Source organism: Nesterenkonia suensis (assembly GCF_054782935.1).
The window spans coordinates 15147-39507 of the sequence record NZ_BAAGRN010000011.1; the positions used below are offsets into that span (position 1 = coordinate 15147).

The window sequence follows — 24361 nt, forward strand, 5'->3', positions numbered from 1 at the left end:
AGGGATGAGCATGATCCACAACGTCCATACTCGCGAGATCGCAGCCCCCGCGGACCGTGTGGCTGCGGGGATGGTGACCCTCGGCGGTCCGGAGGACCGATGGTGGCCGGCACCGGCGTGGGATCCGATGGTCCTCGACCGTCCGCTGTCCGTCGGGGCTGCCGGGGGTCACGGGTCGATCCGTTACCACGTCACCGCCTACGAGCCGGGCCGCCGCATCCGGTTCGCCTTCGACCCCACCTGTGGCCTCAGCGGCCATCACGAGCTGTCCGTGATGCCCTCCGGGTCTTCTGTGATCATCCGCCACGAACTCCACGCCTCCGTCTCCGGGACGCTCTGCCTGGGCCAACCGTTGCTGGTCAGGATCCATGACGCCGTGATCGAAGACCTCTTCGACAACGCCGAGCATGAGGCGACCGGAGCCGTGCGTAGGCGCGCTCGGGGGTCACGGACAGTCAGCATGCTGCAACGCCTCGGACTCCCGAGGGCCGACCCGGTCCCCGTCCCGACCGCGGCGCGGCTGGCGCAGCAGGTGATCGCCCGAGAAGGGAGCAGCGAGCGGGCTGACCTGATCGACGCCTATGAGGTGCCGCACCACCCGCGGCTGCCCGCGGATCCGCAGGATTGGGCCGACGCCGTCTTTCGCCGCCCGCCGCGCTGGGTCGTGGCGATGCTGGGGCTCCGCCAGGCCCTGGTGGGCCTCGTCGGCATCGAGCGCGGGGACGCGGAGTCGTTCGCCACGCGTGCCCGGACCGACGATGAAGTGTTGCTTGGCAGCGACGCCGGGCATCTGGGCTTCCGTGCCTCGGTGCTGGTGGCCCCCGGCTCGGTCACGCTCAGCACGGTCGCCCGCGCCAAGAACTGCCGGGGACGCGTCTACCTGTGTGCCGTCCGGGTGTTGCACCCGCTGATCGTGCGGGCGATGCTTACCCGCGCGCATCGGGAGTTCGTGACCGGCCGCCACGACGGCGCCGAGGTGGGTCGCCAGGACGAGGCGCGCCGCCAGTACAGTGGAGCCCATGGCTGAACCGACCCGCTGGGTGACCGAGACCGGGGACGACTACTCGCAGTGGTACATCGAGCGTTTCCGCCGCATGGCGGCCGAGGGGAAGGACCTCGTCGGTGAGGCGCGTCTGGTGGACGCCATGGTCCCGCGGCAGGCCCGGATCCTCGACGCCGGCTGCGGCACCGGGCGGCTGTCCGGCGAGCTGCACGCCCGCGGCCACATGGTGGTCGGAGTCGATGCCGACGATGAGCTCGTCGCCGCGGCCCGGCAGGATCACCCCGGCCCCCGCTATGCCGTGGCCGACCTCTCCGAGCTGACGCTGGAGATGCTGGGGGAGAGCGAGACGTTCGACGCCGCCGTGCTGGCGGGAAACGTCATGGTGTTCGTCGCCCCCGGCACGGAGGTCCAGGTGCTGCGCAGCGTCCTGAACTGCGTGACCGAGGAGGGCTTCCTGATCCTCGGCTTCCACGTGGACCGCCACCTGAGCCTGGAGGACTTCGACCGGCATGCCGCCGACGCCGGGCTGCGGGTCGAGCACCGCTTCGCCACCTGGGATCTGCGGGCCTGGCACGACGACGCCGACTTCGCCGTCACCGTGCTGCGCCGCGCGGCCGACTGAGGCGCTCGCAGAGCGCCGTCATTCGGCGCGAGGACGACGGCGGTGCTGCTTGGTCTCGGATCGACGTCGCTTCGCCTCCAGCCGTCGACGGCGTGAGGCCCGAGTGGGGCGGGTCGCTCGACGAGCGGTCTCGGGGACCACGGCGTCGCGCAGCTGGGTGGCCAGTCGTTGTCGTGCGGCGGCCCGATTGCGTCGCTGCGACCGGTGCTCCGAGGCGCTGACGGTCAGCACGGTCCCGGTGAGCCGGGAGCCGAGTCGGTGCAGGACCCGCTGACGCTGCTCCTCGGTCAGCGCCGTCGTCGCGGCGAGGTCCAGGCTGAGCTGCACGCGGGAGTCTGTGGTGTTCACGCCTTGTCCGCCCGGACCGGAGGCGCGCGAGAACTGTTCGTCCAGCTCGGCCTGCGGCACGCGCAGCCCGTGCGGCGCCCCAGGGCCGGGGAAGACATACAGATCGTCCATGGGGACGAGTCTGCCGCATCCGGCGTCCGGCCGCTCGCACGGGTCCCGGTGGGAAGCTGAGCGTGCCCCCAGTAGGCTGGGGACGTGGACACCTCGACGGATCTCAGCCTGCACACCACCCTGATCGGGGAGGACGGCCCGGTGGTGGTCTTCCTGCATGGGCTTTTCGGACAGGGGAAGAACTTCACCCAGATCGCGAAGGGGCTGACCCCGGAGCATCGGAGCCTGCTGGTGGACCTGCCCGATCACGGCAGGTCCGGGTGGACCGAGCGTGTGGACTACACCGAGATGGCTGACCATGTGGCCGCGGAGCTCCGGTCCGGCGTCGCCTCCGAAGGGCCCGTCCACCTGGTGGGGCATTCCATGGGCGGCAAGGTCGCCATGGTGCTGGCCCTGCGGCACCCCGAGCTGATCGATCGGCTCGTGGTGGTGGACATCTCTCCGGTGGCCTCCGGGGGGTCCAGGGGTCAGTTCGCCCATCTGCTGGACAGCCTCGCCACCCTCGACCTGTCTCGCCTGGACTCACGTCGAGAGGCCGACGCGCAGCTCCAGGAGCCGATCCCGGACGCGATGACGCGCGGCTTCCTGCTGCAGAGCCTGGTCCGTGAGGACGGCTCGTTCCGCTGGCTTCCCCACCTGGAGCTGCTGCGCTCCGAACTCGACGAGATCGGCGGCTTCCCGGACACCGGAGACGCGCAGTTCACCGGGCCGGTGCTGTGGGTCGCCGGCGCTGACTCGGACTACATCGCCGACGAGCATCGGCCGGTGATGCGGGAGATGTTTCCTCAGGCGCACCTGCTGCGCATCAAGGACGCCGGCCACTGGGTCCATGCGGCCCAGCCCGAGGTCTTCACCGCAGTCCTGCGGCAGTTCCTCGGATCATGACCGATCACACTTTCGTCCCGACGGACTTCGATCCGCCCACGGGGTGGGCCACGGATCAGTTCCTGCTGGAGCCTCTGGGGCCGCAGCACAACGCCGCGGACCTGGCGGCCTGGACCTCCAGCATCGAGCACATCCGCGCGACCCCCGGCTATCCGGACGGCAGTTGGCCTCCCCGTGAGGGCATGAGCCCGGAACGGAACCTCCAGGACCTGGAGCGCCACGCGCGGGACTTCGCCCAGAGGCGGGGGTTCACCTTCACAGTCCTGGCCCCGCAGGATCGGGAGATCATCGGGTGCGTGTACCTGTATCCGGCCCCGGGCCCTGAGCACGATGTCACCGTCCAGACGTGGGTGCGTGCCGACCGCGCGTCGTTGGACGGGCCGTTGGCCGAGGCTGTGCGCGACTGGATCCATGCTGCGTGGCCGTGGGATCGGTTGGACCGCTGCGGCCGGTGAGCGGGCAGCCGATGTCCAGGTGATCAGCCCGCCGCCGGCACGTGGTCCGGGTGCGCGGTCCGACGGCCCTTCTCGCCTCGATCCAGGGCGTCGAGGACGGCGGCGTCCTCGGCGGGGAGGTCCCAGTCGAGGATCTCCAGGTTGCTCGCCATCCGTTCGGGATGGTCGGTCTTCGGGATGACGACGTCGCCGCGCTGCAGGTGCCAGCGCAGGATCACCTGGGCCGGCGTGCGCCCCAGCCGGTCGGCCAGCTCGACGACGGCGGGATCTGACAGGTCGTCGCCCTTGCCGAGCGGGCTCCACGCTTCGACGGCGATCCCGTGGTTCCAGCACCAGCGGCGCAGCGCATCGTTGGCGAAGTACGGGTGCGCCTCGATCTGGTCCACGGACGGGAACACCCCCGTGGCCTCGATGATGCGCTCCAGGTGGTGGGATTCGAAGTTGGAGACGCCGATCGCTCGCGCCCGGCCGGACTCAGCGGCGGCGATCATGGCCCGCCAGGTGTCGACGTAGTCGATCTGCAGCATCGGCATGGGCCAGTGGATGAGGAACAGGTCCACGGCGTCCACGTCGAGACGGGACAGCGACTCGTCCAGGCTGCGGTCGACGTCGTCGGGGGCGTGGTTGCCGTTGTCGAGCTTGGTGGTGAGGAAGACGTCGTCCCGGGGGACACCCGAGGCGCGGAGGCCCTCGCCGACGCCGGCCTCATTGCCGTACATCTGGGCTGTGTCGACGTGGCGGTAGCCGGCCTGCAGGGCCGCTGCCACGTTCCTGGCCGGATCCGACGACCGGCCGGTGCCGTACCCGATCCGCGGGATGCTGGTTCCGGAGTTCAGCTGCTGGTGTTCCATGGGCCGAGCATACGCGTCTGCATCGATCCGGGGTGCTCGGTGGCGGCGTAGGATGCCGTCATGTTCGGTCTGACGCTGATGCTCACCCGCTTCCTCTCTGCTCTCCGGACGGCGTGGCAGGACCTCGTGTTCCGCGGGGCGCTGCTGAGCCTGCTGATGCTGGTGCTCAGCGCCACGATCTTCTACACGCTCACCGAGGGCTGGTCCGTCCTCGACGCCCTCTACTTCTCCGTGGTCAGCGGCCTCACCGTCGGGTACGGGGACCTGGCGCCGAGCAGCCCGCTGGCGAAGATCTTCACCATGCTCTACGCGCTGCTGGCTGTGGGGCTGTTCGTCACCATCGCCGCCTCCCTGGGTGGGGCCTTCGCCAGGAATCGTTCCGAGCGCCGCGCGGGACGCCGTCGTCGTCGGCAGGACGGTGCGTCAGCGGGGGAGTCGCTGCTGCAGGTCGACGGGGAGCTCGATGGTGAGCAGCTGGAGGACCTGCGCGCCCGAGTCCACCCGGACGGGCACACGTCGACCTGGTCTCCGCGCACCGCCGACGGTCGGGAGAGCTGGGTGACGGCGACGATCTCCGGACGCCTGGTGGGATTCATCCGGATGGTCGGTGACGGGGACCGGGATGCCGTTCTGCGCGAGCTGCTCCTCGATCCCGAGTACCACCAGCTGGGGGAGTCTCTGGTGCAGCGGGCCGCCGAGCAGGCGCGGTCGGCCGGATACCAGCGGCTCTTCGCCGACTTCGCCGACCCTCAGGACCGTGCACTGTTCAAGGCCTGCGGATTCTCTCGGGTCGCGGCCGGCGTCCGGCAGCTCACCTGAGGGCGAACACCGGGAATGTGTGCGGGGCAGGGTCGGTTGCCGCCACCATGCGTGCGATGACCTATTCCCAGTACGGTTCCCCGGACACTCTGCAGCTCACGGAGCAGCCGACCCCGAAGCTGGGCCCCGGCGCGGTGCTCATCGCGGTGGAGCGAGCCGCGGTCAACCCCGTGGACTGGAAGCTCATGGCCGGAGCGCTCGACGGCATGCTCGACGCGATCTTCCCCGTGATCCCGGGCTGGGACGTCTCCGGGGTGGTCGAGGCCGTGGGCCCGGACGTCCCCGAGTTCTCTCCCGGCGACCGGGTGGCGTCCTACGCCCGCAAGGACGTCGTCCACGGCGGCACCTACGCCGAGTACGTGGCGGTGCCGGCCGCCTCCGTGGCACGCGTCCCCGAGGGCGTCTCCTTCGATGATGCCGCGGGTTTGCCGCTGGTGGGGCTCACCGCGCTGCGCTCCCTGGAGACGCTGAGCCTGTCCGGCGACGACACCCTGCTGATCCACGCCGCCTCCGGCGGCGTGGGCCACGTCGCGGCCCAGTTGGCGACGGCTGACGGTGCGCGGGTCCTCGGCACCGCCTCGGAGCGGAATCATGAGAAGCTCCGAGCCCTGGGAGTGGAGCCGCTGACCTATGGTGAGGGGCTCGAAGAGCGCGTCCGCGAGCTGGCGCCCGCAGGCGTCACCGCCGTGGCGGACTTCGCCGGGGGAGTGCTCCAGCAGACGCTGGCCGTGCTGGCCGAGGGCGGTCGCCACGTGTCGATCGCGGACCCCGCGGTGGAGGAGCACGGCGGTCGCTGGGTGTGGGTGCGCCCCGACGGCCAGAAGCTGGCGCAGCTCCTGACGAAGGTCGCAGACGGCACCCTGCGCGTGGAGATCGACCGGCACGTCCCGCTCGAGCAGGCGGCCGAGGCGATGAGGCACAATCAGTCCGGTGACGGATCCGGGAAGATCATCCTCGACGTCACGGAGTGATCGGCTGATCCAGCAGCTCCTGCACGGCGCTGCGGTCACCGCCCACCTCGAGAGATGCGGTCGTGAGGTCGCGCCGCCCCCACAGCAGCAGAGCGACGTCCTGGGCCCGGCCGCGGATCTCCGCGGCCGGGTCTTCTGCGTCGGCGGGCATGGTCCAGCTGGTCTCGGCGTCTGTGGCGTTGATCCGCACCGGCGACGACGGCGGCTCCGCCCGTCCCCGCCGCAGCTGACGGGGATGCATGACGGTGACGATCTCATCGATCGAGTCGGCCCAGACCGCCGCCGCCACCTGTGGTGGGTCGGCGTCGAGGGCAACGGCGAGGTCATCGAGGTGGATCAGGGTCTCGTGCAGCTGGCGGCGATGCCAGAACGACGCCGTCCCGTCGCCTCCGAAGGTCCGAGCGGAAGCGTCGGGGCTGAGGCGAGTGAGTGTGCTGTGCAGGTGATCGGCGCACGTCCGGTAACGCGCGGCGGGATCCTGGGGATGTTCCACAGTCTGTTCCTCGTCCGGGGTCGAGGCGTGGCCCTGCGCCATACCTGCGGCCCACACGTAGACGTCACTGAGATGCACAGTGAGGTCCCGGACAGTCCACGGGCCACAGGCAGGCACCGGTGAGTCAGGGTCGGCGACGAGCAGGTGCGCGTGGAACTCCCTCTGCAGTCCGGCGAGCAGGGGGAGGTGGTCGATATCAGTGCGACGGGAAACGTCACTCATGGAGACAGCGTAGCGGCGGAAGCCATGGAGCGGGGTGGACATGCTGAGGGCGGCACCTGAGGGGGTGCCGTCCTCAGCGTGTGGGGCGGTGCATGTGGTGGGCGCTGTGGTGGGCGCTGTGGTGGTCAGGGGTGGGCGCGGATGTGGATGCGGTGCCTGCTGTGGAGCAGATCGACGGGTTCGGCCGGCCCGGTACGCCGGTGAGGGCTCGGGCTTCGGCTTGTCGGGCGGTGAGGACCAGTTTCCGGGCCTCCGCGAGCTCGGGCTCATCAGGCAGGCACACGCGCCCAGGCGGCACCGGAGGCTGACCCTGCGGGTCAGTGCTCCGCTGTGCGCGTTGCGGCTCGTCCTCCATGTATTCCACGCTATCCACCCCCTCTGACACGTCCCGGAGAGGCCGGATCAGACCTTCCAGCACCGAACCGTGCCATGCTTCTTCCCATGCGAGCAGTCGTCATCGATGAGGTCCGTGCCCGTCCTGAGGTGCGTGAGGTGTTCGCCCCGAGTGTTCCGGACGGCGGCATCGTCGTCGCCGTGCAGGCCACCGGCCTGTGCCGCAGCGACTGGCACGCCTGGGCGGGGCACGAGGACATCGCCTGGCCGCATGTGCCGGGCCATGAGCTGGCGGGGATCATCCAGGCGGTCGGCACCGGAGTGGAGAAGTGGGGCCCCGGGGACCGTGTCACCGTGCCCTTTGTGTGTGGCTGTGGCAGGTGCCGCTGGTGCCTTCAGGGGGAGCCGCAGGTCTGCCCGCGCCAGGAGCAGCCGGGCTTCACCCAGTGGGGATCCTTCGCTGAGCAGGTCGTCCTGCACGCCGCCGACGCCAACCTCGTCGCCATCCCGGACGGCGTGAGCTCACAGGCGGCGGCGAGTCTCGGCTGTCGATTCGCCACCGCGTATCGGGGGCTGGTCGGACGGGCCCGGATCAGTGCCGGCGAGACCCTCGTGGTGGTCGGTGCCGGCGGCGTCGGGCTCAGCGCTGTGATGATCGGCCACGCGCTCGGCGCGGAGGTGATCGCGGTGGATCGCAGTCAGGCGGCGCTCGACCTGGCCCGCAGCCTGGGTGCTGCGCAGACGATCCTCACTCCGCAGGCTTCAGAGACACCGGGCCAGGGCGACGACGTCCCCGCCTGTGTCATGGCCCTCACGGGCGGCGGGGCCCACGTCGCCGTCGACGCCGTGGGCTCCGAACAGACCTGCACGGATGCGATCCACAGCCTCCGCCGTCACGGCCGACACGTGCAGATCGGGCTGCTGCCGGCCGCAGAGGGTCACCCGCGGGTTCCGATGGACCGGGTCATCGCCTGGGAGCTGGACGTCCTGGGCAGCCACGGTATGGCGGCCGGCGCCTATCCGGGGATGCTCGCGCTGATCGCCGACGGTCGACTGGACCCGGAGCGGCTCCTCACCCGGACCATCGGCCTGGAAGAGGCGGCCGCCGCCCTGCCCACCATGGCCGATGCGGCCCAGCCCGGCATCACGATGGTCGACCCGCGGCGCTGAGCGGTGGTGTCACACATGCCGTCCGACATTGACCACCCGGCCCGAGGCGTCTCGGTAGAAGAACCTCTTCACGCCCCAGGCCTCCACTGTCAACGGGTGGACGATCTCCGCGCCGGCCTCCTGCGCGAGCCGGTGGGCCTCGTCGACGTCGTCGACGAACACCGAGACCTCCGGGTTCACCGGCGCGGAGGCATCCCGGGTGATCAGCCCGAGCTGATGCCCGGCGTCATCGGCCAGGAACGCCACCCACCCGAGGTCCATCACCACCTCGAGTCCCAGGACCTGGCGGTGCTGGCGGATGGCGGCGGGGAGATCCTCCACGGTGAGGAGGGCTGTGACACGCTGTACCGTCATGCTCCTATGCAACGCCGTCAGCGGATCCTGGACAAAGGCCCGCCGCCCGCGCCGCGCGGGATGAGCACGGTGCCGTGATCGGACTCGACCTCCTCGGCTGACTGCTGCCCGGTGACGACCCTCCTGAGCTCCACCGTCTCCTCCTTCCTCGCGGTGAACCTCGCGCAGCGGTCCTTCCCGGTGGGGCTGGGACTGCTGAACCTGCTGATCTGACGCGGTCTTGTGCCCTGAGTCTCGGCATGGTCTTGTAGGGAAGGACCACCAGGTCCAGGCCGCCGAGGAGAAGGAGGACGCCGTGCGCATCGCCGTCGTCGGAGCCACCGGGAACACCGGAACGGCCGTGCTCAGGGATCTGCATCTCCGTCCGGAGGTCAGCTCTGTGCTCGGCATCGCCCGCCGTCTCCCTGACACGGACACCGAACCCTATTCCCACCCCGAATGGACCACCTGCGACATCCAGTTCCCGAAGTCCCGGGAGGTACTGGCGGAGGCCTTCCGCGACGTCGACGCCGTCATCCACCTGGCCTGGCTGGTCCAACCGAACACGCAGCGGGAGCTGCTGCGCCAGGTCAACGTGGAGGGCACCCGTCACGTGCTCGAGGCCGCCGCCGCGGCGGGAGTGCCGCGGATCGCCGTCGCCTCGTCAGTGGGGGCCTATTCGCCGGTCGACGACGACCAGCCGCGCAGCGAGGACTGGCCCACCCAGGGGATCCCCGGATCCCCTGACAGCATGGACAAGTCGGCCCAGGAGCGGGTGCTGGACGAGTTCGAGGCCGAGCATCCGGACATCGCCCTGGCACGCCTGCGCCCGAGCCTGATCTTCCAAGGCTGCGCGGGCTCGCAGATCCAGCGCTACTTCGCCGGACGGTGGGCACCGGTGCAGGTGCTCGACGCGGTCCGCCCGCCGGTGGTGCCGCTGCCGCGGGGCATCCGTGCCCAGGCGGTGCACGCCGCCGACGTCGCCGCCGCCTCCATCGAAGCCGTCCTGCAGGGAGCCCGTGGGGCCTTCAACATCGCTGCCGATGACCTCCTGGACGCCCAGCGGCTGGCACAGATCATCTCCGGAGGGAAGGGTCGCGCCGTGGTGCTGCCCGCCGGCGCACTGCGCGCCGCGATGCGGACCGCGCACCGGGTGCGCGTGCTGCCCGCCGATGAAGGCTGGCTGGACATGGGCCTGAAAGCCCCGATCATGGACACCAGCCGTGCTCGTGACGAGCTGGGATGGCATCCTCGGCGCAGCGCCGCCGAGGCGGCGGACAGTCTCCTGCGCGGGATGGCCTCCGGTGACGGCGCTGCCTCGATCCCGATGCGACCCCGGTCAGGTCCTCGGGTGGACACCACTCCGCTGCCCGCCTCCGGGCATCAGCTGCCCCAGGATATCGACGCCGTTCTGCTGCGCCGGTACATGGCCGACCACCTCACCGGCGCCACCGCAGGGGTGGAGCGCATCGAGGCCATGGCCGAGGCCTACGAGGACACCCCGGTCTTCCCCCAGCTGTCCGCCGTGGCCGACGAGATCCGCTGGGAGCACACGTTTCTGCAGAAGCTCATGACCAGTCAGGACCTTCCACGTCCCGGTGTCACCGCCGCGATGGCCTGGGTGGGGGAGAAGGCCGCGCGTCTGAAACCTGATGGTCGGTCCCCGCTGCGCAGGTCGCCCGCCGAACTGCTGCTCGAATGCGAACTGATGTCCAGTGCGATCACCGCGAAGATGCACGGGTGGCTGGTGCTGCAGGAGCACGCCGAGGCCCTCGGTGTGGAGGAGGAGGTGTTCGCCCAGTTGGTCGACGACGCGGAGGGGCAGCTCATGGCGCTGCGGGAGGCGCATCGTCATGTGCGTCGGCGGGCCTTCCGGAGCAGCCCGGACGCCCTGCCCGAGTAGTCTGTGACCATGCGCACACAGAACATCCTCCAGACCGACATCACAGCCCCGAACGTCACCCTCGGCCTGATGCGCATCGCGGAGAAGTCCGATGACCAGATCCGTGAGCTCGTCAGCGCGGCCCGTGAGGCCGGGATCGACTTCTTCGATCATGCGGACATCTACAGTCCGGGGCTGACCACTCATGAGTGTGAACGGCGCTTCGCCGAGGCGCTGCGGCTCAGCCCGGCTGAGCGCGAGGAGGTCACCCTGCAGACGAAGGCCGGGATCGTCAAGGACGGCCCGTACTACGACCTCTCCAGTGAGCACATCGTCAGGTCGGCGGAGGAGTCGCTGCGTTCCCTGCAGACCGACCACATCGACGTCCTGCTGCTCCACCGGCCGGACATCCTGGTCGCGCCGGAGGAGGTCGCTCGCGCCTTCGACCACCTGGCCTCCACCGGGAAGGTCCGCCACTTCGGGGTCTCGAACCACACTCCGGGGCAGATCGAGCTGCTCCGCACTGCGGTCACCCAGCCGCTGGTGGTCAATCAGATGCAGCTCTCGCTGCCGCATGCAGCGATCCTCGCGGAAGGCGTCATGGCCAACACGCTGGACCAGAGCGCCGCCGTCTCACCCACCGGGGAAGGCATCGTGGAGTATTGCCGGATCAACGGCATCACGCTGCAGGCGTGGTCCCCCTATCAGTCGCCCCACGGAGTCTTCATCGGTTCTGGGCAGTACCCGGAGCTCAACGCGGTGCTGGACCGCCTGGCGCATGAGTACGCCGTCACTCCGACGGCGATCGCCACGGCGTGGATCACCCGCCATCCCGCCGGCATCCAGGTGGTGCTGGGCACCACTCGTCCGGACCGTGTCGCTGAAGCCGCCGCAGGTTCTGAGATTCCGCTGACCAGGTCCGAATGGTACGAGCTTCTGCGGGCGGCCGGTCACCCCGTGCCCTGATCGGCGGCCGGAGTCCGGACCCTTCGCCGGGGACGGTGGTGGCGCCTATCATGAAGTGACCATGACCGAGTCCGTTGCCGCCGACGCCGTCGCTCGCGCGATGGAGGAAGTGCCGCGTGCCGACTTCCTGCCGGGGCCGCAGCGACGGTTCGCCGCCGCCGACGAACCGCTGGCGATCGGCCACGGGCAGACCAACTCTCAGCCCAGCACGGTCGCACGCATGTTGCGCCTGCTCGATGTCCGCCCGGGACAGCGGGTGCTCGACGTCGGCTCCGGCTCCGGCTGGTCCGCGGGGCTGCTGGGCCGCCTGGTCGGCCCGCAGGGCGAGGTGTTCGGTGTGGAGCTGATCCCCGAGCTGGTGCTGCGCGCCCAGGAGGCCCTCACGGAGCAGCAGATGCCCTGGGTGCAGGTGCGGCAGGCCCAGCAGAACGTGCTGGGGCTGCCCGAGGCCGCGCCCTTCGGACGGATCCTCGTCTCTGCTGACGCGCCACAGACCCCCTATGAGCTGATCGACCAGCTCGACGACGACGGTGTGCTCGTGGTGCCGGTGGTCGGCGAGATGCTCAGGATCTGCCGTACGGCCGAGGGCGTCGAAGCCACGGTGCATGGCCAGTACCGATTCGTGCCGCTGCGCTGACTCCCGGGTGGTTCACCGCCGTCTCCGGGCGGAGCGGGGCGGGACGTCGTCAGGGATTCCCACTCGGAAATAGGCCACGGGGTGTTCTACTCCCAGCGAGGGGGCAGTGGACGGGCAGTCGATCACCTGTGAGGCCGGGGACACCGACAGTCCCTGCCGGTGCAGCTCCAGCCAGAGCCGCTGGAGCTCTCGGCCGGCCCCCAGCAGTCCGGCGGGGGAGAGGTCCGCCGTCTCCATGACCACCGGGACACCGGTGCCGGCCCCGGCCAGCGGTGGGGAGACCCGGCCCAGCAGGGTCGGCAGCACGGGGCGCAGCGCTCGCAGCCCATGGTGCAGGATCCTACGCATCGCTGGGGGCAGCTGAAGACATTCCGCGGAGAGGCCGTCCTCATGCCAGCGGGGATCCGCCGGGTCCAGGCGCAGCCAGTCCAGCAGCTCCGCCACCAGGGCCGGGGAGGAGGCCAGGTGTCGGCCCGCGCGTCGTTCCAACGGATCGGCGTCCAGAGCATCGAGGATGTGGAAGCCCTCCGGCAGGGGCAGCTTCGCCGGGGGCTGCAGTCGGCCGCGGTGGACACGGCGGCCGAGCACATCGTCGACGTCGGCGGTCACCTCCTGCGCCTCGCCCGGAGTCCAGGTCAGGGTGATCCGCATCTCGGGCCCGACCCCGTGGAGATCCGCGATCCGGAGCTTCTGGCCGTCGGCGGCCGCGGCGACGGCGAAGCACTCGATCCACGCCCCCAGACTCAGGTGGAGGTCGCGGTGTTCCGGGTCGCCCACCGGCAGCGTGCGCGCAGAGTCCACCGTCAGCTCGAGACGCGCCCCACCGTCGAGGAGCCGCGGCTCCCAGGGTTGGGTGTTGTGGGCGCTGGGGGCGCGCGACGCCACCTGGCACCAGGCCAGCGGGTTCGGCGGCTCGCCACGGTGGGGCAGCCGGCGGCGGAAGAAGCTCAGCCGGTGCAGCGGTCGACCCCCGGCCTGCGCGAACACTGCCGCAGATGCGGGATTCTCCTCGCCGATGAACGTGACTCGCAGGTGCTCCCAGTCGCCCGCATGCAGCTCCGCGAACAGCTCGCGGGCGACCAGCGAGAGCAGGCCGTGGCCCTGCCGGTCGGGCCGGGTGCCCTGGACGATGAGCACCGCGTCCCGGAGCCGGCCCCGGAGTCGACCCCGCCGGAGCAGCGCCGGAAGCTGACGGAGCCCCAGCTCCCCGCGGGAACGCCGCAGCAGCGGGGCCGGGTCCGGCACCACCAGGGCGAAGCTCGCCAGCGTCCCGGAGTCATCAGCGAGCAGCACCATCAGCCGCGGATCCATCAGCAGCTCCAGGCCCGCGGTCTGGCGGACCATCTGTCGCCGAGAGATCGGCGTGTAGTAGGGCAGCTGGGCGAAGGAGGCGTTGAGCCCGCGTCGCAGCATCTCCACCTGGCCGCGCACCCCGCGCAGTCGCAGCCGGGAGGCGGGCACACGTCGCACCCCTGCGGAGGAGAGCTCGGCTGCGGTGGGGCGTCGCCGCCGCTCGGGAGGGACGCTGCGCACCGGAACCTCCCAGGTGGCCGCCGGGTACCAGGAGTCGAAACCCTCGGCGGTGAGCGTCTCGGCCAGCAGCGGCGGAGTCCAGGGCGAATCGTAGAACCCCGGGTGCTCGCAGCCTCCGGTCAGGGCCCCGCCGAGCTGATTCGGCAGCAGGGCCACCGGCCCGAACACGCCCGTCGCTCCCGTGGTCTCCGCCCGCCGGTGGATCTCCTCCAACAGCACGCGCAGCACCGTGGCGGATCCGGCCTCCACCGCGCCGAAGAGCTGGAAGGGGCCGGGCCCCAGGTCGGCGGAGAGCACGGCGTCGGCTTCGCTGGACCGGTGGGTGAGGCAGCGGCCCACCGGGGCGCCGTCGTCGTCGCGGACCAGCAGCAGGTCCACCGAGTCCACGTGGGGATGCTCCCCGCGGAACCAGGCGCGCACATCGTCGGCCAGCAGGGGGACGTCACGGGGGTCCGGGGCGCCCAACGCCAGGAACTCCTCGCAGGCCGCCGCCGTGAGCACCGTCTCCACGGTGAGCTGCGACGTCGGCATCAGCGCCTCCGGCGCAGCGGGTTCAGCGCATGGACCAGCGCCGTGAGCCGGCCGGCCCCGGTCACCGTGGCGCGAAGCTCCGGGGTGAGATCGCCGGGACTGCGGTCTCCGGGGCGCTGGTCCTGCCAGCGTTCCACCATGCGCAGCTCCTCGCCGTCGGCCCGCCAGGTGCCGTTGACATAGCCGACGTCCTCGGCCTGCAGGATGCGGATGAACCCGCCGGCCACCGGAGCCTGCGTCGGGTTGGCGGAGCGGGTGCCGGTCTCGGGAGAGGTCCCGACCAGCCAGTGCATGATCGCCTGGTGCTCCGGGGCCTTGGCGAAGGCCATCAGCGACTGCCGGGAGTCGAAGCACACCACCAGGCCGATGCGCAGCGGGAACTCGTAGTAGCTGCGGTGCCACAGGTAGCCCGGCGCGTTCTTCAGCGCGCGGGCCAGCGGGGCCCAGGTGATCAGCTGCTCGGCGAACGCCTTGGGGGTGCGGTACTCGTTGCAGCCGAGGAACAGCGCCCCGGTGCGGGCCTGCGGCGCTCGGCAGGCGGAGAAGTCGCGGGTGCGCATGCTCAGCCCTCCCCGGTCCTGAGATAGACGTTCTTGATCTTCCGTCGCGAGGCGTCGTCGGCGAAGGGGCCCGTGCGCCAGGGGTGGACGTGGACGCGCAGATCTCCGGCGCTGTCATCCTCCTCCAGGGATTCGGCGACGTCTCGGGAGACGGTGGCCAGATGCTTGAGCACTCCGGCGGCCAGCGTCTCGGCCAGGCGGGCGCGGGCGTCGTCGTCGAGGTCGGCCTCGGGGTGGAGCTGCGGATCATGCAGCTGCACGTGCAGGGTCGGACGCTGCTCCAGCTCATCGGTCTGCTGCAGCTCGATTTGAAAGGACTCGATGAGCCGAGCGATCTGCGGGTCCCGGTACAGGCCGTTCTGCACGTCCACCGGGTAGATGTTCGCCCCCATGTAGGAGATCGTCGAGTCGCTGCGGCCGAACAGCAGCAGAAAGGGCAGCTTCATCCGCTGATGTCGGTAGGCGCTTTTGAGCCGCGGCACGAGCTCGGGGAAGTCGGCGCTGAGCTCCACCATCTGAGGGAAGGAGAGCAGGCGGGCCTCGTCGCCGATGTTGTAGCGGAGACGCGGGCTCATCACCGCCGCCGAGTTGATGGTGACCACCAGCTCGTTGTCCTCCGTGGTCTCCAGGTAGGTCTCCAGCGGGTTGTACTGGAAGACCATCGGGATGCGGGTCTCGTCCTCGCCGAGGACCCGCGCGCGGAAGTCCGGGTTGCTGATCAGCTCGCGACGCAGGGTCACGGACAGGTCAGTCTCCCCGCCCATGCCGATGGTCAGGTCCGAGGCCCCGTAGCCGGAATAGACCCGGTGGAAGCGGCGCTGGAGGTGGTCTCGCAGCCCCTCGGTCATCGCCTCGCCGCCGACGAAGCCGTTGAGTCGGAACTCAGCGAACTCGTCCCCGGCGGCTTCCAGCCGGTCGGTCAGATGCTTCAGGAAGGGTGGGTAGGCGGTGATCAGGTAGGTGAACCGTGGGCCGAAGTGGCGCATCGTGTCCAGGATCTTCTCCAGATCCGGGCCCGTGTTCTTGACCATGGCGATCTTGGCCATGGCCTGTCCGGTGTTGGTGCCGGTGGCCCAGGCGCCCATGGAGAACGCGTTGATGCAGAACAGGTTCTCCTCGCCGAAGAGGGTCGTCACATAGCCGGCCACGTTCTTGTGCACGGTGTCGAGCTCCTGCTTGGAGCGCATCCAGTTGAAGGGGGTGCCCGAGGAGCCGGAGGACTCGTCCACCACGGTGCCGGCGACGTCGATGCGTCCTCGCCAGCACCGGGTGGCCTCCTCGTAGCGCCGGACGTACTCGTCCTTGGACGTCGGAGTGTAGGAGGCCAGGTCCCACCAGCTGAACCGGTAGCCGGTGCGGGCCAGGTAGTCCTGGTAGGCGGGCACGTCGAGGGAGGCGTGCTGGCAGATCATCCAGGCGTTGAGCTGGGCGAAGCGTTCCAGGGCGGGGTGGTAGTTCCGGGCGGTGAACCGCCACAGCAGCGGGTCGGTGCGGTAGAGACGGTAGGCCGCCGTCAGGCCCAGGTTCGCCGAGCGCAGCATCACCTGCCGGGCGATGTTGACCGGGCCGCGACGGATCGGCAGGCGCCGCAGATGGGCCTGCTCCACGTCAGGCACGACGGGGCGCAGACGGAGGGTCTTGAGCGAGGACAGCAGGGTGGAGGGCGCCATGAGGGTCAGTCTATGATGCGCGCCACGTCAGGTTCAGCGGAGGCGGACACTGAGATCAGATCGTGGCCGAGCCGGTGGATCGCGTCCAGCACCTCCGGGGGATCGACCACCTGCAGCGGCAGCTTCAGCTCCGCCAGGTGCACGGCGATCCATTCGGCCTCGTCGGCGCCCACGGTCATCAGGCAACGGTCCGGACCGGCGGGGGCGACGTCGGCGGCATGCGGCGAGACCCGGGCGCGGACCTGGTCCGCGGGGGCCTCCACGATCACCCGTGCCACCAGGGCGTAGGGGGAGCGCAGCACGGCCTCCTTCACGGTGGCCACGGGGTCCGGGGACGGGATCGCGCTGTAGCGCAGCGTGGTCACATGCAGGTCGCTGATCCGGTCGACCCGGAAGGTCCTCCAGTCTCGGCGCAGGTGGCACCAGGCGAACAGGTACCAGCGCCCCGCGAAGGAGACCACGCGGTAGGGGTCCACCCGGCGGCCGGTGGGGCTGCCGTCTCGGCGGTGTGCGAAGGTGACGGTGCGGCGTTCCGCCGAGGCCTCGGCCAGCCGCGCCACATGTTCCACCGGGGTCCCGGCGTCGCGGTTTCCGATGACGGCGGTGCCGCGCCGCACCTTCTCCGCGGCCGCAGACACCTGCGGGGGCATCGTGCGGCTGACCTTGGCCAGGGCGGACAGCGCCGCATCCTCGAGGCCGGACAGGCCGAGGTCCGTCAGGTGGGCCAGGCCGATCACGACGGCGGAGGCCTCCTCCGGCTCCAGGACCAGCAGTGGACGGTCGGCCCCTGCGACGAGGCGGTATCCGCCGCCCTGTCCGGCTGTCGACTCGATCACGTACCCGAGTTCTCTCAGCCGTTGGACGTCACGGCGCACGGTGCGCGTGGTGACGCCCAGCCGCTCGGCGATCTCCTCGGCGCTGGCCGAGGAGCGCGCCTGCATGAAGCCGAGGATCTGCAGGGCACGGCGCGTGGGGTCGGTGGTGTCGTGGGGCATGTCTCCACAGTACTCGCAGGATGCGGACAGTATCTGTCCGCATGAGCGGGAACACTGAGTCGCACCTACCCCGAGAGGAGACCGTCATGCCCTTCCTGACCGCCGAGGTGACCGATGAGCGGGACGCCTGTGCCATCTATGCCGTCCAGCAGCTGGAGCAGCTGCGCATCGCCGCTCTGGACCTGGACGACGCCCAGCTGCGTGCGGCCCCCACCGCCGGCGCTCTGAGCATGGGCGGGCTGATCGCCCATGTGGCGCAGACCGTGGTCCGCTGGCTGCATCATGTCTACGTCCACGGTGTCGCCGAGCCGGACAGTGGGCTTGCCGAGGAGGCCTTCGCCCTGGGCTTCGACGGGTTCTGGACCGGCGAGGAGGTCCCTGAGGAGACCGGCACGCAGCTGCGTGACCGTCTGGCGACGGCGCGGGATCTGGTCCGTCCCGTGCTGGCGGACGCGGATTTCGACGCGCGGGTGCCGATCCCGGAGGCTCCCTGGTTCCCGAAGGAGCTCGAGTCGTGGAACGTCCGCTGGGTGGCCCATCACCTGGTGGCCGAAGTCGCGCGGCATGCGGGACACGCGGACATCATTCGTGAGCACCTGGACGGACAGATCGCCTATGCGCTCAACGCCCGGGACGTCGGGGAGACCTTCGACTGGGCCGAGTACGCGGGATGATCGTCCGCTGCGGCCTGTGATCACGCGCAGAGGTCGGAGAGGCGCTCGCGGAAGGTGTCGGCCACCGGCGCGGAGAACAGGACGAAGCGGACCTCCTCGAGCGCGTCCCAGCGGCCGGGGGCCTCGGTGAGAGCGAGCCGGGCGGCCTGGGCGACGTCGTCGGCCTCCCACCCGTAGACGCCGGCGCCGATGGCCGGGAAGGCGACGCTGTCAGCACCCAGGCGCAGTGCCTCCAGTAGGGAGTCCCGGAAGCAGGAGACCAGCACGGACGGGTCGGTCTCGCCGGCGTGGCGGTTCGGTCCTACCGTGTGGATGACCCAGTCGGCAGGCAGTTGACCTGCCGGAGTGGACGCCGCCCGGCCGGGAGGCAGTCCTTCAGGCCAGTGGTGCGCCCGCAGCGTCCGGCAGTGCTCAAGGAGTTCCGGGCCGGCCGCGCGATGGATGGCGCCGTCCACGCCGCCCCCGCCCATCAGGGAGGAGTTCGCCGCGTTGATGATCGCGCTCACGTCCTGCTCGGTGATGTCGCCGTCGACCACGGTGATACGCATAGGGCCAGAGTAGTTCTCGTCGGAACGACATGGCACCGTCCGTGAACGTCACGGCGTCCGGTGGCGGGGCAGCTCATGCCTGGGCCTTCCCCACGGCTGGGCGTGGCGCTCGGCGGTGGGGACGGCACAGTGCAGCTGATGGAAGGGCTCAGAGTCCCAGGCCGGCCAGCAGGTCGAGGATCGTGTCGGTCAATCCTCCGGCGATGGCCAGGACAGTGTCGAGCAGACCAGAGATCACGGTGAAGCACCTTTCGTCAGGATGTCGATGTCGTCTCGTCCACCGCATCGGCGGCGACGGACCCATCCTGGCAAAACGGATTCAGCAGTTCGCAACAATTATGTTGCTTTCGTGTTGATGATCATCCTGTCATCCAGAGGAACTGGATCATCACGGAGTCGACCCCAGGTCAGCACGTCCACGCGGACTCCGGCGACCAGGAATTTCTCCCTCTCCAGGCCCTCCTGGACGAAGCCTGCCGCGCGGGCGATCGCACCAGAGCGCGGATTGTTGCGTCGGTGGCCCAGCTCCAGGCGGTGAAGATCGCCGCCACCCTGGTCTGTGGGCGTCAGCGCCCAATCGGCCACAGACCGAGCGGCTGTCGTCATCAGCCCACGACCCCGGTGATCCCGGTGCATCCAGTAGAAGAACCACCCCACCCGATTCGCCCGGTCGATGCTCAGGCCCACCAGCCCGACGGGCGAGCCGCCGACATCGACGGCGAAGGCAAGCCGTCCTGCTCCGGCGTCTGTGACGGCGCGGATGTAGGCCTCCGCCGAGGCCAGGTCGGACACCTCGCCCTGGCGGGACATGGCCGGGTCGGAGTCGAAGGCGGCGAGCACCTGCGGCGCATCGCCGGTCACCAGCAGTCGGAGCTCAGGCATCGTGGGTCGTCCTCTCGTGGTGGGTGTTCCCGTCAGTGACAGGGATCCTGCGGTCCAGGTCGAGCTGCTCCAGAAAGTGCTCATCGTGGCTGACCAGCAGAAGGGCCCCTTGATGGGACTGCAGGGCCTGGATCAGGTGCCGCACGCTGGCGAAGTCCAGGTTGTTGGTCGGTTCGTCGAGGATCAGCAGCTGGGGAGCGGGCTCGGCCAGCAGCAGACAGGCCAGTGTCGCCCGCCAGCGTTCGCCGCCGGAGAGGCTGCCTGCCGGCTGGTGGACGGCGTCACCCCGCAGGAGGAAGAGTGCCAGCTGGTGCCGGACCCGAGTGGGGTCGGCCTGCGGTGCGTGGTGGCGCACGTTCTCCAGCACGCTCAGCCCGGGGTCCAGCACCTGGAGGTCCTGCGGCAGCACGCGGTGCGGCACCAGCAGCTCAGCCTCGCCATCGGCAGGATCCTCCTGCCCGAAGAGGCAGCGCAGCAGGGACGTCTTGCCCACTCCGTTGGGACCGGTGAGCGCCACGCGCTCGGGTCCGCGCAGCATCAGATCCAGCACCGCCGAGCCGTAGGCCGGACGGAGCGCCCGGGCTCGCAGGACGTCCCGACTGGCGGGAACGGCGGTGTCCGACAGGTCGATGCGGATCTCTGCGTCGTCCCGGACCCGGCGCTCTGCCGACTGGAGGGTCTCCCTGGCTTCATCGAGTCGGCCCTCGTGCAGGGCCTTGAGCCGACCCGCCGACTCCTCGGCGCGACGCCGGTAGGCGTGGGCGACGATGGTCGGCAGACTGTCCGCCTTCTTCCGTCCCTGACGGTCCCGTCGGGCCTGCTTGGTGTGCTGGGCGGTCAGGTCGCGCTGCTGTCGCCGAATCTCGGACTGCGCCGTCGCCACGGCCTGGGCGGCCGCCTCCTGGTCGGCGGCCACTGCCGCCTCGAACAGCGACAGGCCCCCTCCGTACCAGTGGAGGTCGCCGTCGCGGACCTCTGCAATGCTGTCCACGCGCTCGAGCAGGTCACGGTCATGGCTGACCACCACCAGGGTGCCCGGGAAGTCCAGAATGAGGTCATGGACGCGGCCCCGAGCCGCGGCGTCGAGGCTGTTCGTCGGCTCATCGAGCAGCAGCACGTCGGGGCGCCGCAGCAGCCGCGCGCTGAGGCTGAGCAGCATCAGCTCCCCGCCGGAGAGCGAACCGACAGGCCGGTCCAGGTCGATACCCTCGAGGCCGATGCGAGACAGAGCGGCGGTGAGTCGCTGATCGATGTCCCAGTCCTCGCCGACGAGGTCGAAGTCTCGGACCTCCACCGAACCGGCCTCGATCCGGCGCAGCGCCGACAGGGTCGCCTCGACGCCGAGCAGGGCCGAGACCCGACGTCGAGGGTGGATGGCCGGATCCTGGGGGAGGCTCGCGAGCTCGCCAGAGAGCCGGACATGGCCCCCCGTGGGGGCGAGCTCCCCCATGATGATCTTCAGCAGCGTCGACTTTCCGGCGCCGTTGTCGCCGACGATCCCGTGACGCCCAGGGCCGAGGCTGAACGTGACGCCGTCGAGGATCGTGTGGCCGTCAGGCCAGCGAAAGATGAGATCGGTGCAGGTCAGAGCACCAGTGGTGTGCAACATGAGGAGTCTCCGGGGTGCGCAGGGGCGGGGGATGCGTGGAGACGCTGCACAGCGGGGCGGCTGCCGGGCCGAGGGCGTCGTGCCGCAGAAGGGACCGAACGCAGGTGAAGCACCGAACCGTCAGAGAGCACAGTGTTCGTGCCGCTTCTCAGCGGCCGCACTGCACAGGTCTCAGACGTCAGTTCTTCACCGGTCACCTCGTGGTCGACGACAGGGCCGAATTCAGAATACCCCCGGATCAGGACGAAGACCAGGCCCGATGCTCGGACTCCAGCAGCCCCATGGAGACCTCGTCATGGAACCGCCCCCGGTGGAGGACGGACTCCCGACGGCGGCCCTCCACGCTGAAGCCAAGCTTCTCGTAGAGGCCGATGGCGCGGGCATTGAAGGAGAAGACGGTGAGCTCCACCTTCCGGGCGCCCATCTCGTCGAAGGCCAGCCGCAGCATCAGCTGCGCCGCCTCCTCGCCGAGGCCCTGGCCCTGGGCGGGTGGACCGAGCACGACGCCCAGGGTCGCGATGCGCGCTGGCACGCTGAGACCGTGGAGGGAGATGTGTCCGGCCACCGCGCCGTCGTCGACCCGGGTGACCGTGTAGCCGACGGCGCCGGGGGAGTCGTTCCGTGCCCAGGTGGAGATCAGCTCCCGCACCTGGGCCTGGGGCTGCTGGACGATCCGTGTCTGCTGGAACAGTGCGACGTCTGGCTCGTTCCACCACTCGGCCAGCACCGGCAGGTCGTCCTCGGTCGTGGCGCGCAGCGCCACCTTGTCTCCCTTGAGCAGGCTCGCGGCCCAGTTCCTCAGCTCGTCAAATTCACCCATGGCTCCTGACCCTACCGGCGGGTTCGCGTAGTCTGGAGCGTATGAGCGCAGAGCAGGGGGGATCCCACCATCAGGGCGCCGGTCAGGCGCCGCGCGAGTGTGCCGCCTATGGCGAGAACGGCGCTGAGGACCTGGCCTACGACCCGGACCACTGTGGACGGGTCGTGACCGCCCATGACGTCATCGACGCGCCCGCCTCCGAGATCTTCGAGCTCATCGCCGACCCTGCCCGTCAGGTCGAGTGGGACGGCAACAGCAACCTCTCCCATGCCGAGCCCGGCCAACGTGTCACCGGGGTGGGAGACGTCTTCCGCATGACGCTGACCAACGGCAAGACCCGCGAGAACCACGTGGTCGAGTTCCTCGACGGCGAGCTGGTGGCCTGGAAGCCCTCCACGATGGGAGAGCCGCCAGCCGGCCACCTCTGGCGGTGGTCCCTGGCCCAGCTCTCTTCGGGCGCTGTGGAGGTCACGCATACCTATGACTGGTCGCAGCTGGACGACCCGGCACGTGTCCAGCGCGCTCGCAGCACGTCTGCGGAGATGCTGGCCGCCTCCATCAGCCGGCTGAAGACGCTGGCCGAGTCGGCGTGACGCCGACGTCGCAGCTCAAGACCATCGTCGCGGCGGCGCTGATTCGGCGGCCTGACCACGGCGTGGCGGAGATGCTCATCGCCCGCAGGACCCAGCCCGCATCGGTCCGACGCCTCTGGGAGTTCCCCGGCGGCAAACTGGAGCCGGGGGAGAGTGCGGAAGAGGCCACGCATCGCGAGATCGCCGAGGAGCTCGGCGTCGGGATCCTCCTCGGCGAGGAGGTCACAGGCCAGGGTGGAGAGTATCTGCCGGGCCTGGGCTGGAGGCTCGCCGGCCCTGCGGTGATGCGCCTGTTCCTCGGGGAGATCGTCGACGGTCACCCGTGGCCGCTGCAGGACCATGATCGTCTCGACTGGGCGTCGCTCACTCCGGAGCTGGTCGATCACCCGTGGATCCCGGCGGACCGCCCGATCGTGGCTGAGCTGCTGCGCCGCTTCGGCGACGGAGGATGTGGCCACGAAGACCCCAGACATGGGAGACGCGCGCAGAAGCAGTGAGGAGGGCTTCTGCGCGCGTCGCGCTTCCCATCGCGCTCTGCCATTAGAACACGTATTCTAGGGGGGCTGCAAGCCTTCTGGGCTCTCTATCGAATATATATTCTATCTCGGGAGTCTGTGAGAAAACTGTCAGAACACTGGTTCGAGAGCCGCTCCGAGGGTCGTTCATGACTCAACTCGGCAGGGTCACCACGAACCGCATAAACTGAGCGGGATCGTCCCCCGCCCGCTGACAGTTGGAGAAGCATGTCCAGCACTGACACCACTCCGGAGACCCGGGAGCAGGAGGCTGCGCCCGATGTCGACGGCGCCGTGCCGCACCCGCTCGACGAAGCTGCCGTCGAGGCCTGCGTCCAGAGGGCCCGCGCGGCGTTCGACCAGGCCTCCGATCTCGAGCAGCTGAAGGAAGCCCGGCTCGCGCACACCGGTGAGAAGGCCCCCATCACGCTGGCCAACCGGCAGATCAAGGATCTCCCGAAGGAGGGCAAGAAGGATGCCGGCAAGCTGCTCGGCGGCGCCCGCGGCAGGATCCAGAAGGCCCTGGCGGCGCGCACCGAGGTGCTCGAGGCCGAGCACGCCGAGCGGATCCTCGTCGAGGAGACCGTCGACGTCACCGCTGCGCTTCGCCGCCGCCCTGCCGGCGCCCGCCACCCGCTGACCGTGTTGCAGGAGCGGGTCAGCGACGTGTTCGTCGGCATGGGCTGGGAGATCGCCGAAGGGCCCGAGGTCGAGTCTGAGTGGTTCAACTTCGACGCCCTGAACTTCGACCCGGACCATCCGGCGCGCGAGATGCAGGACACCTTCTTCATCGAGCCCGCGGACTCGCACCTGGTGCTGCGCACCCACACCTCTCCGGTGCAGGTGCGCTCGCTGCTGGAGCGTCAGCTGCCGGTCTACGTGCTCTGCCCCGGCAAGACGTTCCGCACTGACGAACTCGACGCCACGCATACCCCGGTGTTCCACCAGTTCGAGGGCCTCGCCGTGGACAAGGGTCTGACCATGGCCGACCTGCGCGGCACGTTGGAGCACTTCGCCCGGCAGATGTTCGGCCCCGAGGCCGCCATCCGCCTGCGCCCCTCCTTCTTCCCGTTCACCGAGCCCAGTGCCGAGATGGACATCTGGCACCCCGGGGCCAAGGGAGGCCCGCAGTGGATCGAGTGGGGCGGCTGCGGCATGGTCCACCCGAACGTGTTGCGCGCCGCCGGAGTGGACCCGGAGATCCATACCGGCTTCGCCTTCGGCATGGGCGTGGAGCGCACGCTCATGTTCCGCAACGACGTCTCCGACATGCGCGACATGATCGAAGGCGACGTCCGCTTCAGCCAGCACTTCGGAATGGAGGTCTGAA

Annotated in this window: 26 protein-coding genes; 14 read left to right on the forward strand and 12 right to left on the reverse strand. The window is 70.0% G+C overall.

All coding sequences use genetic code 11. The features are described 5' to 3' along the window. Window positions 1-4 precede the first annotated feature (4 nt). Entirely contained in the window at window positions 5-1027 is a 1023-nt protein-coding gene (locus tag ACYVKI_RS12605) for a DUF2867 domain-containing protein (RefSeq protein WP_460690715.1), read from the forward strand. Beyond that, the gene (locus ACYVKI_RS12610; RefSeq protein WP_460690716.1) at window positions 1020-1625 is read left to right on the forward strand and encodes a class I SAM-dependent methyltransferase; all 606 of its coding nucleotides are present in this window, start codon (window positions 1020-1022) and stop codon (window positions 1623-1625) included. Before ACYVKI_RS12605 ends, ACYVKI_RS12610 begins: the two co-directional genes overlap by 8 nt. Before the next feature lie 18 nt (window positions 1626-1643). On the opposite strand, the gene arfB is transcribed toward ACYVKI_RS12610, so the two are convergent. After that, window positions 1644-2084, reverse strand: a complete 441-nt coding sequence (gene arfB, locus ACYVKI_RS12615) for an alternative ribosome rescue aminoacyl-tRNA hydrolase ArfB (protein ID WP_460690717.1) — start codon at window positions 2082-2084, stop codon at window positions 1644-1646. 84 nt (window positions 2085-2168) lie between these two features. On the opposite strand from arfB, the gene ACYVKI_RS12620 reads away from it, so the two are divergent. Further along, window positions 2169-2969 (forward strand): alpha/beta fold hydrolase, encoded by an 801-nt coding sequence (locus ACYVKI_RS12620; protein WP_460690718.1) that lies wholly within the window; start codon window positions 2169-2171, stop codon window positions 2967-2969. Then, a complete protein-coding gene (locus tag ACYVKI_RS12625) occupies window positions 2966-3424 on the forward strand; it encodes a GNAT family N-acetyltransferase (RefSeq protein ID WP_460690719.1) in 459 nt (152 codons plus the stop codon). The genes ACYVKI_RS12620 and ACYVKI_RS12625 overlap by 4 nt, the downstream gene beginning before the upstream one ends. Window positions 3425-3447: 23 nt before the next feature. Here ACYVKI_RS12625 and ACYVKI_RS12630 read toward each other — a convergent pair whose 3' ends face one another. Next, window positions 3448-4275, reverse strand: a complete 828-nt coding sequence (locus tag ACYVKI_RS12630) for an aldo/keto reductase (protein WP_460690720.1) — start codon at window positions 4273-4275, stop codon at window positions 3448-3450. Between the two features lie 60 nt (window positions 4276-4335). Between ACYVKI_RS12630 and ACYVKI_RS12635 the strand changes: the two genes are divergently transcribed. Further along, window positions 4336-5094, forward strand: coding sequence for a GNAT family N-acetyltransferase (locus ACYVKI_RS12635; RefSeq protein ID WP_460690721.1), 759 nt, complete (start codon window positions 4336-4338; stop codon window positions 5092-5094). Window positions 5095-5150: 56 nt separating this feature from the next. Further along, window positions 5151-6065: an NADP-dependent oxidoreductase gene (locus tag ACYVKI_RS12640; RefSeq protein ID WP_460690722.1), complete on the forward strand. Its 915-nt coding sequence runs from the start codon at window positions 5151-5153 to the stop codon at window positions 6063-6065. On the opposite strand, the gene ACYVKI_RS12645 is transcribed toward ACYVKI_RS12640, so the two are convergent. Next, on the reverse strand, window positions 6055-6780 hold the full coding sequence (locus ACYVKI_RS12645; RefSeq protein ID WP_460690723.1) for a maleylpyruvate isomerase family mycothiol-dependent enzyme: 726 nt from the start codon (window positions 6778-6780) through the stop codon (window positions 6055-6057). The two genes, ACYVKI_RS12640 and ACYVKI_RS12645, sit on opposite strands and share 11 nt — an antisense overlap. A gap of 441 nt (window positions 6781-7221) precedes the next feature. On the opposite strand from ACYVKI_RS12645, the gene ACYVKI_RS12650 reads away from it, so the two are divergent. Then, complete coding sequence (locus tag ACYVKI_RS12650) at window positions 7222-8283, forward strand: alcohol dehydrogenase catalytic domain-containing protein (protein ID WP_460690724.1); 1062 nt, start codon at window positions 7222-7224, stop codon at window positions 8281-8283. A 9-nt stretch (window positions 8284-8292) separates the two neighbouring features. Here the strand turns inward: ACYVKI_RS12650 and ACYVKI_RS12655 are convergent, their stop codons facing one another. Beyond that, entirely contained in the window at window positions 8293-8637 is a 345-nt protein-coding gene (locus ACYVKI_RS12655; RefSeq protein WP_460690725.1) for a VOC family protein, read from the reverse strand. A gap of 295 nt (window positions 8638-8932) precedes the next feature. On the opposite strand from ACYVKI_RS12655, the gene ACYVKI_RS12660 reads away from it, so the two are divergent. The 3 genes from ACYVKI_RS12660 (at window position 8933) to ACYVKI_RS12670 (ending at window position 12101) form a co-directional block, all read left to right on the forward strand. Continuing rightward, complete coding sequence (locus ACYVKI_RS12660; protein WP_460690726.1) at window positions 8933-10519, forward strand: NAD-dependent epimerase/dehydratase family protein; 1587 nt, start codon at window positions 8933-8935, stop codon at window positions 10517-10519. A gap of 9 nt (window positions 10520-10528) precedes the next feature. Continuing rightward, a complete protein-coding gene (locus ACYVKI_RS12665; RefSeq protein ID WP_460690727.1) occupies window positions 10529-11464 on the forward strand; it encodes an aldo/keto reductase in 936 nt (311 codons plus the stop codon). Window positions 11465-11525: 61 nt separating this feature from the next. Beyond that, window positions 11526-12101, forward strand: coding sequence for a protein-L-isoaspartate O-methyltransferase family protein (locus tag ACYVKI_RS12670; RefSeq protein ID WP_460690728.1), 576 nt, complete (start codon window positions 11526-11528; stop codon window positions 12099-12101). Between the two features lie 12 nt (window positions 12102-12113). Here the strand turns inward: ACYVKI_RS12670 and ACYVKI_RS12675 are convergent, their stop codons facing one another. Genes ACYVKI_RS12675 through ACYVKI_RS12690 form a run of 4 tightly spaced genes read right to left on the reverse strand, consistent with a single transcriptional unit; the run spans window position 12114 to window position 17390 of the window. Next, window positions 12114-14165 (reverse strand): hypothetical protein, encoded by a 2052-nt coding sequence (locus ACYVKI_RS12675; protein ID WP_460690729.1) that lies wholly within the window; start codon window positions 14163-14165, stop codon window positions 12114-12116. Further along, window positions 14165-14725: a hypothetical protein gene (locus ACYVKI_RS12680; protein WP_460690730.1), complete on the reverse strand. Its 561-nt coding sequence runs from the start codon at window positions 14723-14725 to the stop codon at window positions 14165-14167. The genes ACYVKI_RS12675 and ACYVKI_RS12680 overlap by 1 nt, the downstream gene beginning before the upstream one ends. Before the next feature lie 2 nt (window positions 14726-14727). Further along, window positions 14728-16395 (reverse strand): phenylacetate--CoA ligase family protein, encoded by a 1668-nt coding sequence (locus tag ACYVKI_RS12685; protein ID WP_460690731.1) that lies wholly within the window; start codon window positions 16393-16395, stop codon window positions 14728-14730. 5 nt (window positions 16396-16400) lie between these two features. Further along, window positions 16401-17390: a helix-turn-helix transcriptional regulator gene (locus ACYVKI_RS12690; RefSeq protein WP_460690732.1), complete on the reverse strand. Its 990-nt coding sequence runs from the start codon at window positions 17388-17390 to the stop codon at window positions 16401-16403. A gap of 86 nt (window positions 17391-17476) precedes the next feature. On the opposite strand from ACYVKI_RS12690, the gene ACYVKI_RS12695 reads away from it, so the two are divergent. Next, window positions 17477-18064 (forward strand): mycothiol transferase, encoded by a 588-nt coding sequence (locus ACYVKI_RS12695; protein ID WP_460690733.1) that lies wholly within the window; start codon window positions 17477-17479, stop codon window positions 18062-18064. 20 nt (window positions 18065-18084) lie between these two features. On the opposite strand, the gene ACYVKI_RS12700 is transcribed toward ACYVKI_RS12695, so the two are convergent. The 4 genes from ACYVKI_RS12700 to ACYVKI_RS12715 all read right to left on the reverse strand — a co-directional run bounded on the left by ACYVKI_RS12700 (window position 18085) and on the right by ACYVKI_RS12715 (window position 21923). After that, the gene (locus tag ACYVKI_RS12700; RefSeq protein WP_460690734.1) at window positions 18085-18612 is read right to left on the reverse strand and encodes an O-acetyl-ADP-ribose deacetylase; all 528 of its coding nucleotides are present in this window, start codon (window positions 18610-18612) and stop codon (window positions 18085-18087) included. A gap of 336 nt (window positions 18613-18948) precedes the next feature. After that, window positions 18949-19494, reverse strand: coding sequence for a GNAT family N-acetyltransferase (locus ACYVKI_RS12705; RefSeq protein ID WP_460690735.1), 546 nt, complete (start codon window positions 19492-19494; stop codon window positions 18949-18951). Further along, on the reverse strand, window positions 19487-21103 hold the full coding sequence (locus tag ACYVKI_RS12710; RefSeq protein ID WP_460690736.1) for an ABC-F family ATP-binding cassette domain-containing protein: 1617 nt from the start codon (window positions 21101-21103) through the stop codon (window positions 19487-19489). Before ACYVKI_RS12710 ends, ACYVKI_RS12705 begins: the two co-directional genes overlap by 8 nt. A 238-nt stretch (window positions 21104-21341) precedes the next feature. After that, window positions 21342-21923, reverse strand: coding sequence for a GNAT family N-acetyltransferase (locus tag ACYVKI_RS12715; RefSeq protein ID WP_460690737.1), 582 nt, complete (start codon window positions 21921-21923; stop codon window positions 21342-21344). Window positions 21924-21964: 41 nt separating this feature from the next. Between ACYVKI_RS12715 and ACYVKI_RS12720 the strand changes: the two genes are divergently transcribed. The 3 genes from ACYVKI_RS12720 (at window position 21965) to pheS (ending at window position 24360) form a co-directional block, all read left to right on the forward strand. Continuing rightward, window positions 21965-22516: an SRPBCC family protein gene (locus tag ACYVKI_RS12720; protein WP_460690738.1), complete on the forward strand. Its 552-nt coding sequence runs from the start codon at window positions 21965-21967 to the stop codon at window positions 22514-22516. Beyond that, the gene (locus ACYVKI_RS12725) at window positions 22513-23013 is read left to right on the forward strand and encodes an NUDIX domain-containing protein (protein ID WP_460690739.1); all 501 of its coding nucleotides are present in this window, start codon (window positions 22513-22515) and stop codon (window positions 23011-23013) included. Before ACYVKI_RS12720 ends, ACYVKI_RS12725 begins: the two co-directional genes overlap by 4 nt. A gap of 246 nt (window positions 23014-23259) precedes the next feature. Further along, the gene (gene pheS, locus ACYVKI_RS12730; RefSeq protein ID WP_460690740.1) at window positions 23260-24360 is read left to right on the forward strand and encodes a phenylalanine--tRNA ligase subunit alpha; all 1101 of its coding nucleotides are present in this window, start codon (window positions 23260-23262) and stop codon (window positions 24358-24360) included. The last annotated feature ends 1 nt before the right edge of the window (window position 24361 follow it).

Coding starts and splice junctions, on each gene's coding strand:
- ACYVKI_RS12665 (WP_460690727.1), top strand. CDS start 10,529: ATGCGCACACAGAACATCCTCCAGACCGACATCACAGCCCCGAACGTC.
- ACYVKI_RS12695 (WP_460690733.1), top strand. CDS start 17,477: ATGCCCTTCCTGACCGCCGAGGTGACCGATGAGCGGGACGCCTGTGCC.
- ACYVKI_RS12700 (WP_460690734.1), bottom strand. CDS start 18,612: ATGCGTATCACCGTGGTCGACGGCGACATCACCGAGCAGGACGTGAGC.
- ACYVKI_RS12635 (WP_460690721.1), top strand. CDS start 4,336: ATGTTCGGTCTGACGCTGATGCTCACCCGCTTCCTCTCTGCTCTCCGG.
- ACYVKI_RS12690 (WP_460690732.1), bottom strand. CDS start 17,390: ATGCCCCACGACACCACCGACCCCACGCGCCGTGCCCTGCAGATCCTC.
- ACYVKI_RS12705 (WP_460690735.1), bottom strand. CDS start 19,494: ATGCCTGAGCTCCGACTGCTGGTGACCGGCGATGCGCCGCAGGTGCTC.
- ACYVKI_RS12610 (WP_460690716.1), top strand. CDS start 1,020: ATGGCTGAACCGACCCGCTGGGTGACCGAGACCGGGGACGACTACTCG.
- ACYVKI_RS12605 (WP_460690715.1), top strand. CDS start 5: ATGAGCATGATCCACAACGTCCATACTCGCGAGATCGCAGCCCCCGCG.
- ACYVKI_RS12715 (WP_460690737.1), bottom strand. CDS start 21,923: ATGGGTGAATTTGACGAGCTGAGGAACTGGGCCGCGAGCCTGCTCAAG.
- pheS (WP_460690740.1), top strand. CDS start 23,260: ATGTCCAGCACTGACACCACTCCGGAGACCCGGGAGCAGGAGGCTGCG.
- ACYVKI_RS12720 (WP_460690738.1), top strand. CDS start 21,965: ATGAGCGCAGAGCAGGGGGGATCCCACCATCAGGGCGCCGGTCAGGCG.
- ACYVKI_RS12710 (WP_460690736.1), bottom strand. CDS start 21,103: ATGTTGCACACCACTGGTGCTCTGACCTGCACCGATCTCATCTTTCGC.
- ACYVKI_RS12640 (WP_460690722.1), top strand. CDS start 5,151: ATGACCTATTCCCAGTACGGTTCCCCGGACACTCTGCAGCTCACGGAG.
- ACYVKI_RS12655 (WP_460690725.1), bottom strand. CDS start 8,637: ATGACGGTACAGCGTGTCACAGCCCTCCTCACCGTGGAGGATCTCCCC.
- ACYVKI_RS12675 (WP_460690729.1), bottom strand. CDS start 14,165: ATGCCGACGTCGCAGCTCACCGTGGAGACGGTGCTCACGGCGGCGGCC.
- ACYVKI_RS12645 (WP_460690723.1), bottom strand. CDS start 6,780: ATGAGTGACGTTTCCCGTCGCACTGATATCGACCACCTCCCCCTGCTC.
- ACYVKI_RS12650 (WP_460690724.1), top strand. CDS start 7,222: ATGCGAGCAGTCGTCATCGATGAGGTCCGTGCCCGTCCTGAGGTGCGT.
- ACYVKI_RS12630 (WP_460690720.1), bottom strand. CDS start 4,275: ATGGAACACCAGCAGCTGAACTCCGGAACCAGCATCCCGCGGATCGGG.
- ACYVKI_RS12625 (WP_460690719.1), top strand. CDS start 2,966: ATGACCGATCACACTTTCGTCCCGACGGACTTCGATCCGCCCACGGGG.
- ACYVKI_RS12670 (WP_460690728.1), top strand. CDS start 11,526: ATGACCGAGTCCGTTGCCGCCGACGCCGTCGCTCGCGCGATGGAGGAA.
- ACYVKI_RS12680 (WP_460690730.1), bottom strand. CDS start 14,725: ATGCGCACCCGCGACTTCTCCGCCTGCCGAGCGCCGCAGGCCCGCACC.
- ACYVKI_RS12685 (WP_460690731.1), bottom strand. CDS start 16,395: ATGGCGCCCTCCACCCTGCTGTCCTCGCTCAAGACCCTCCGTCTGCGC.
- arfB (WP_460690717.1), bottom strand. CDS start 2,084: ATGGACGATCTGTATGTCTTCCCCGGCCCTGGGGCGCCGCACGGGCTG.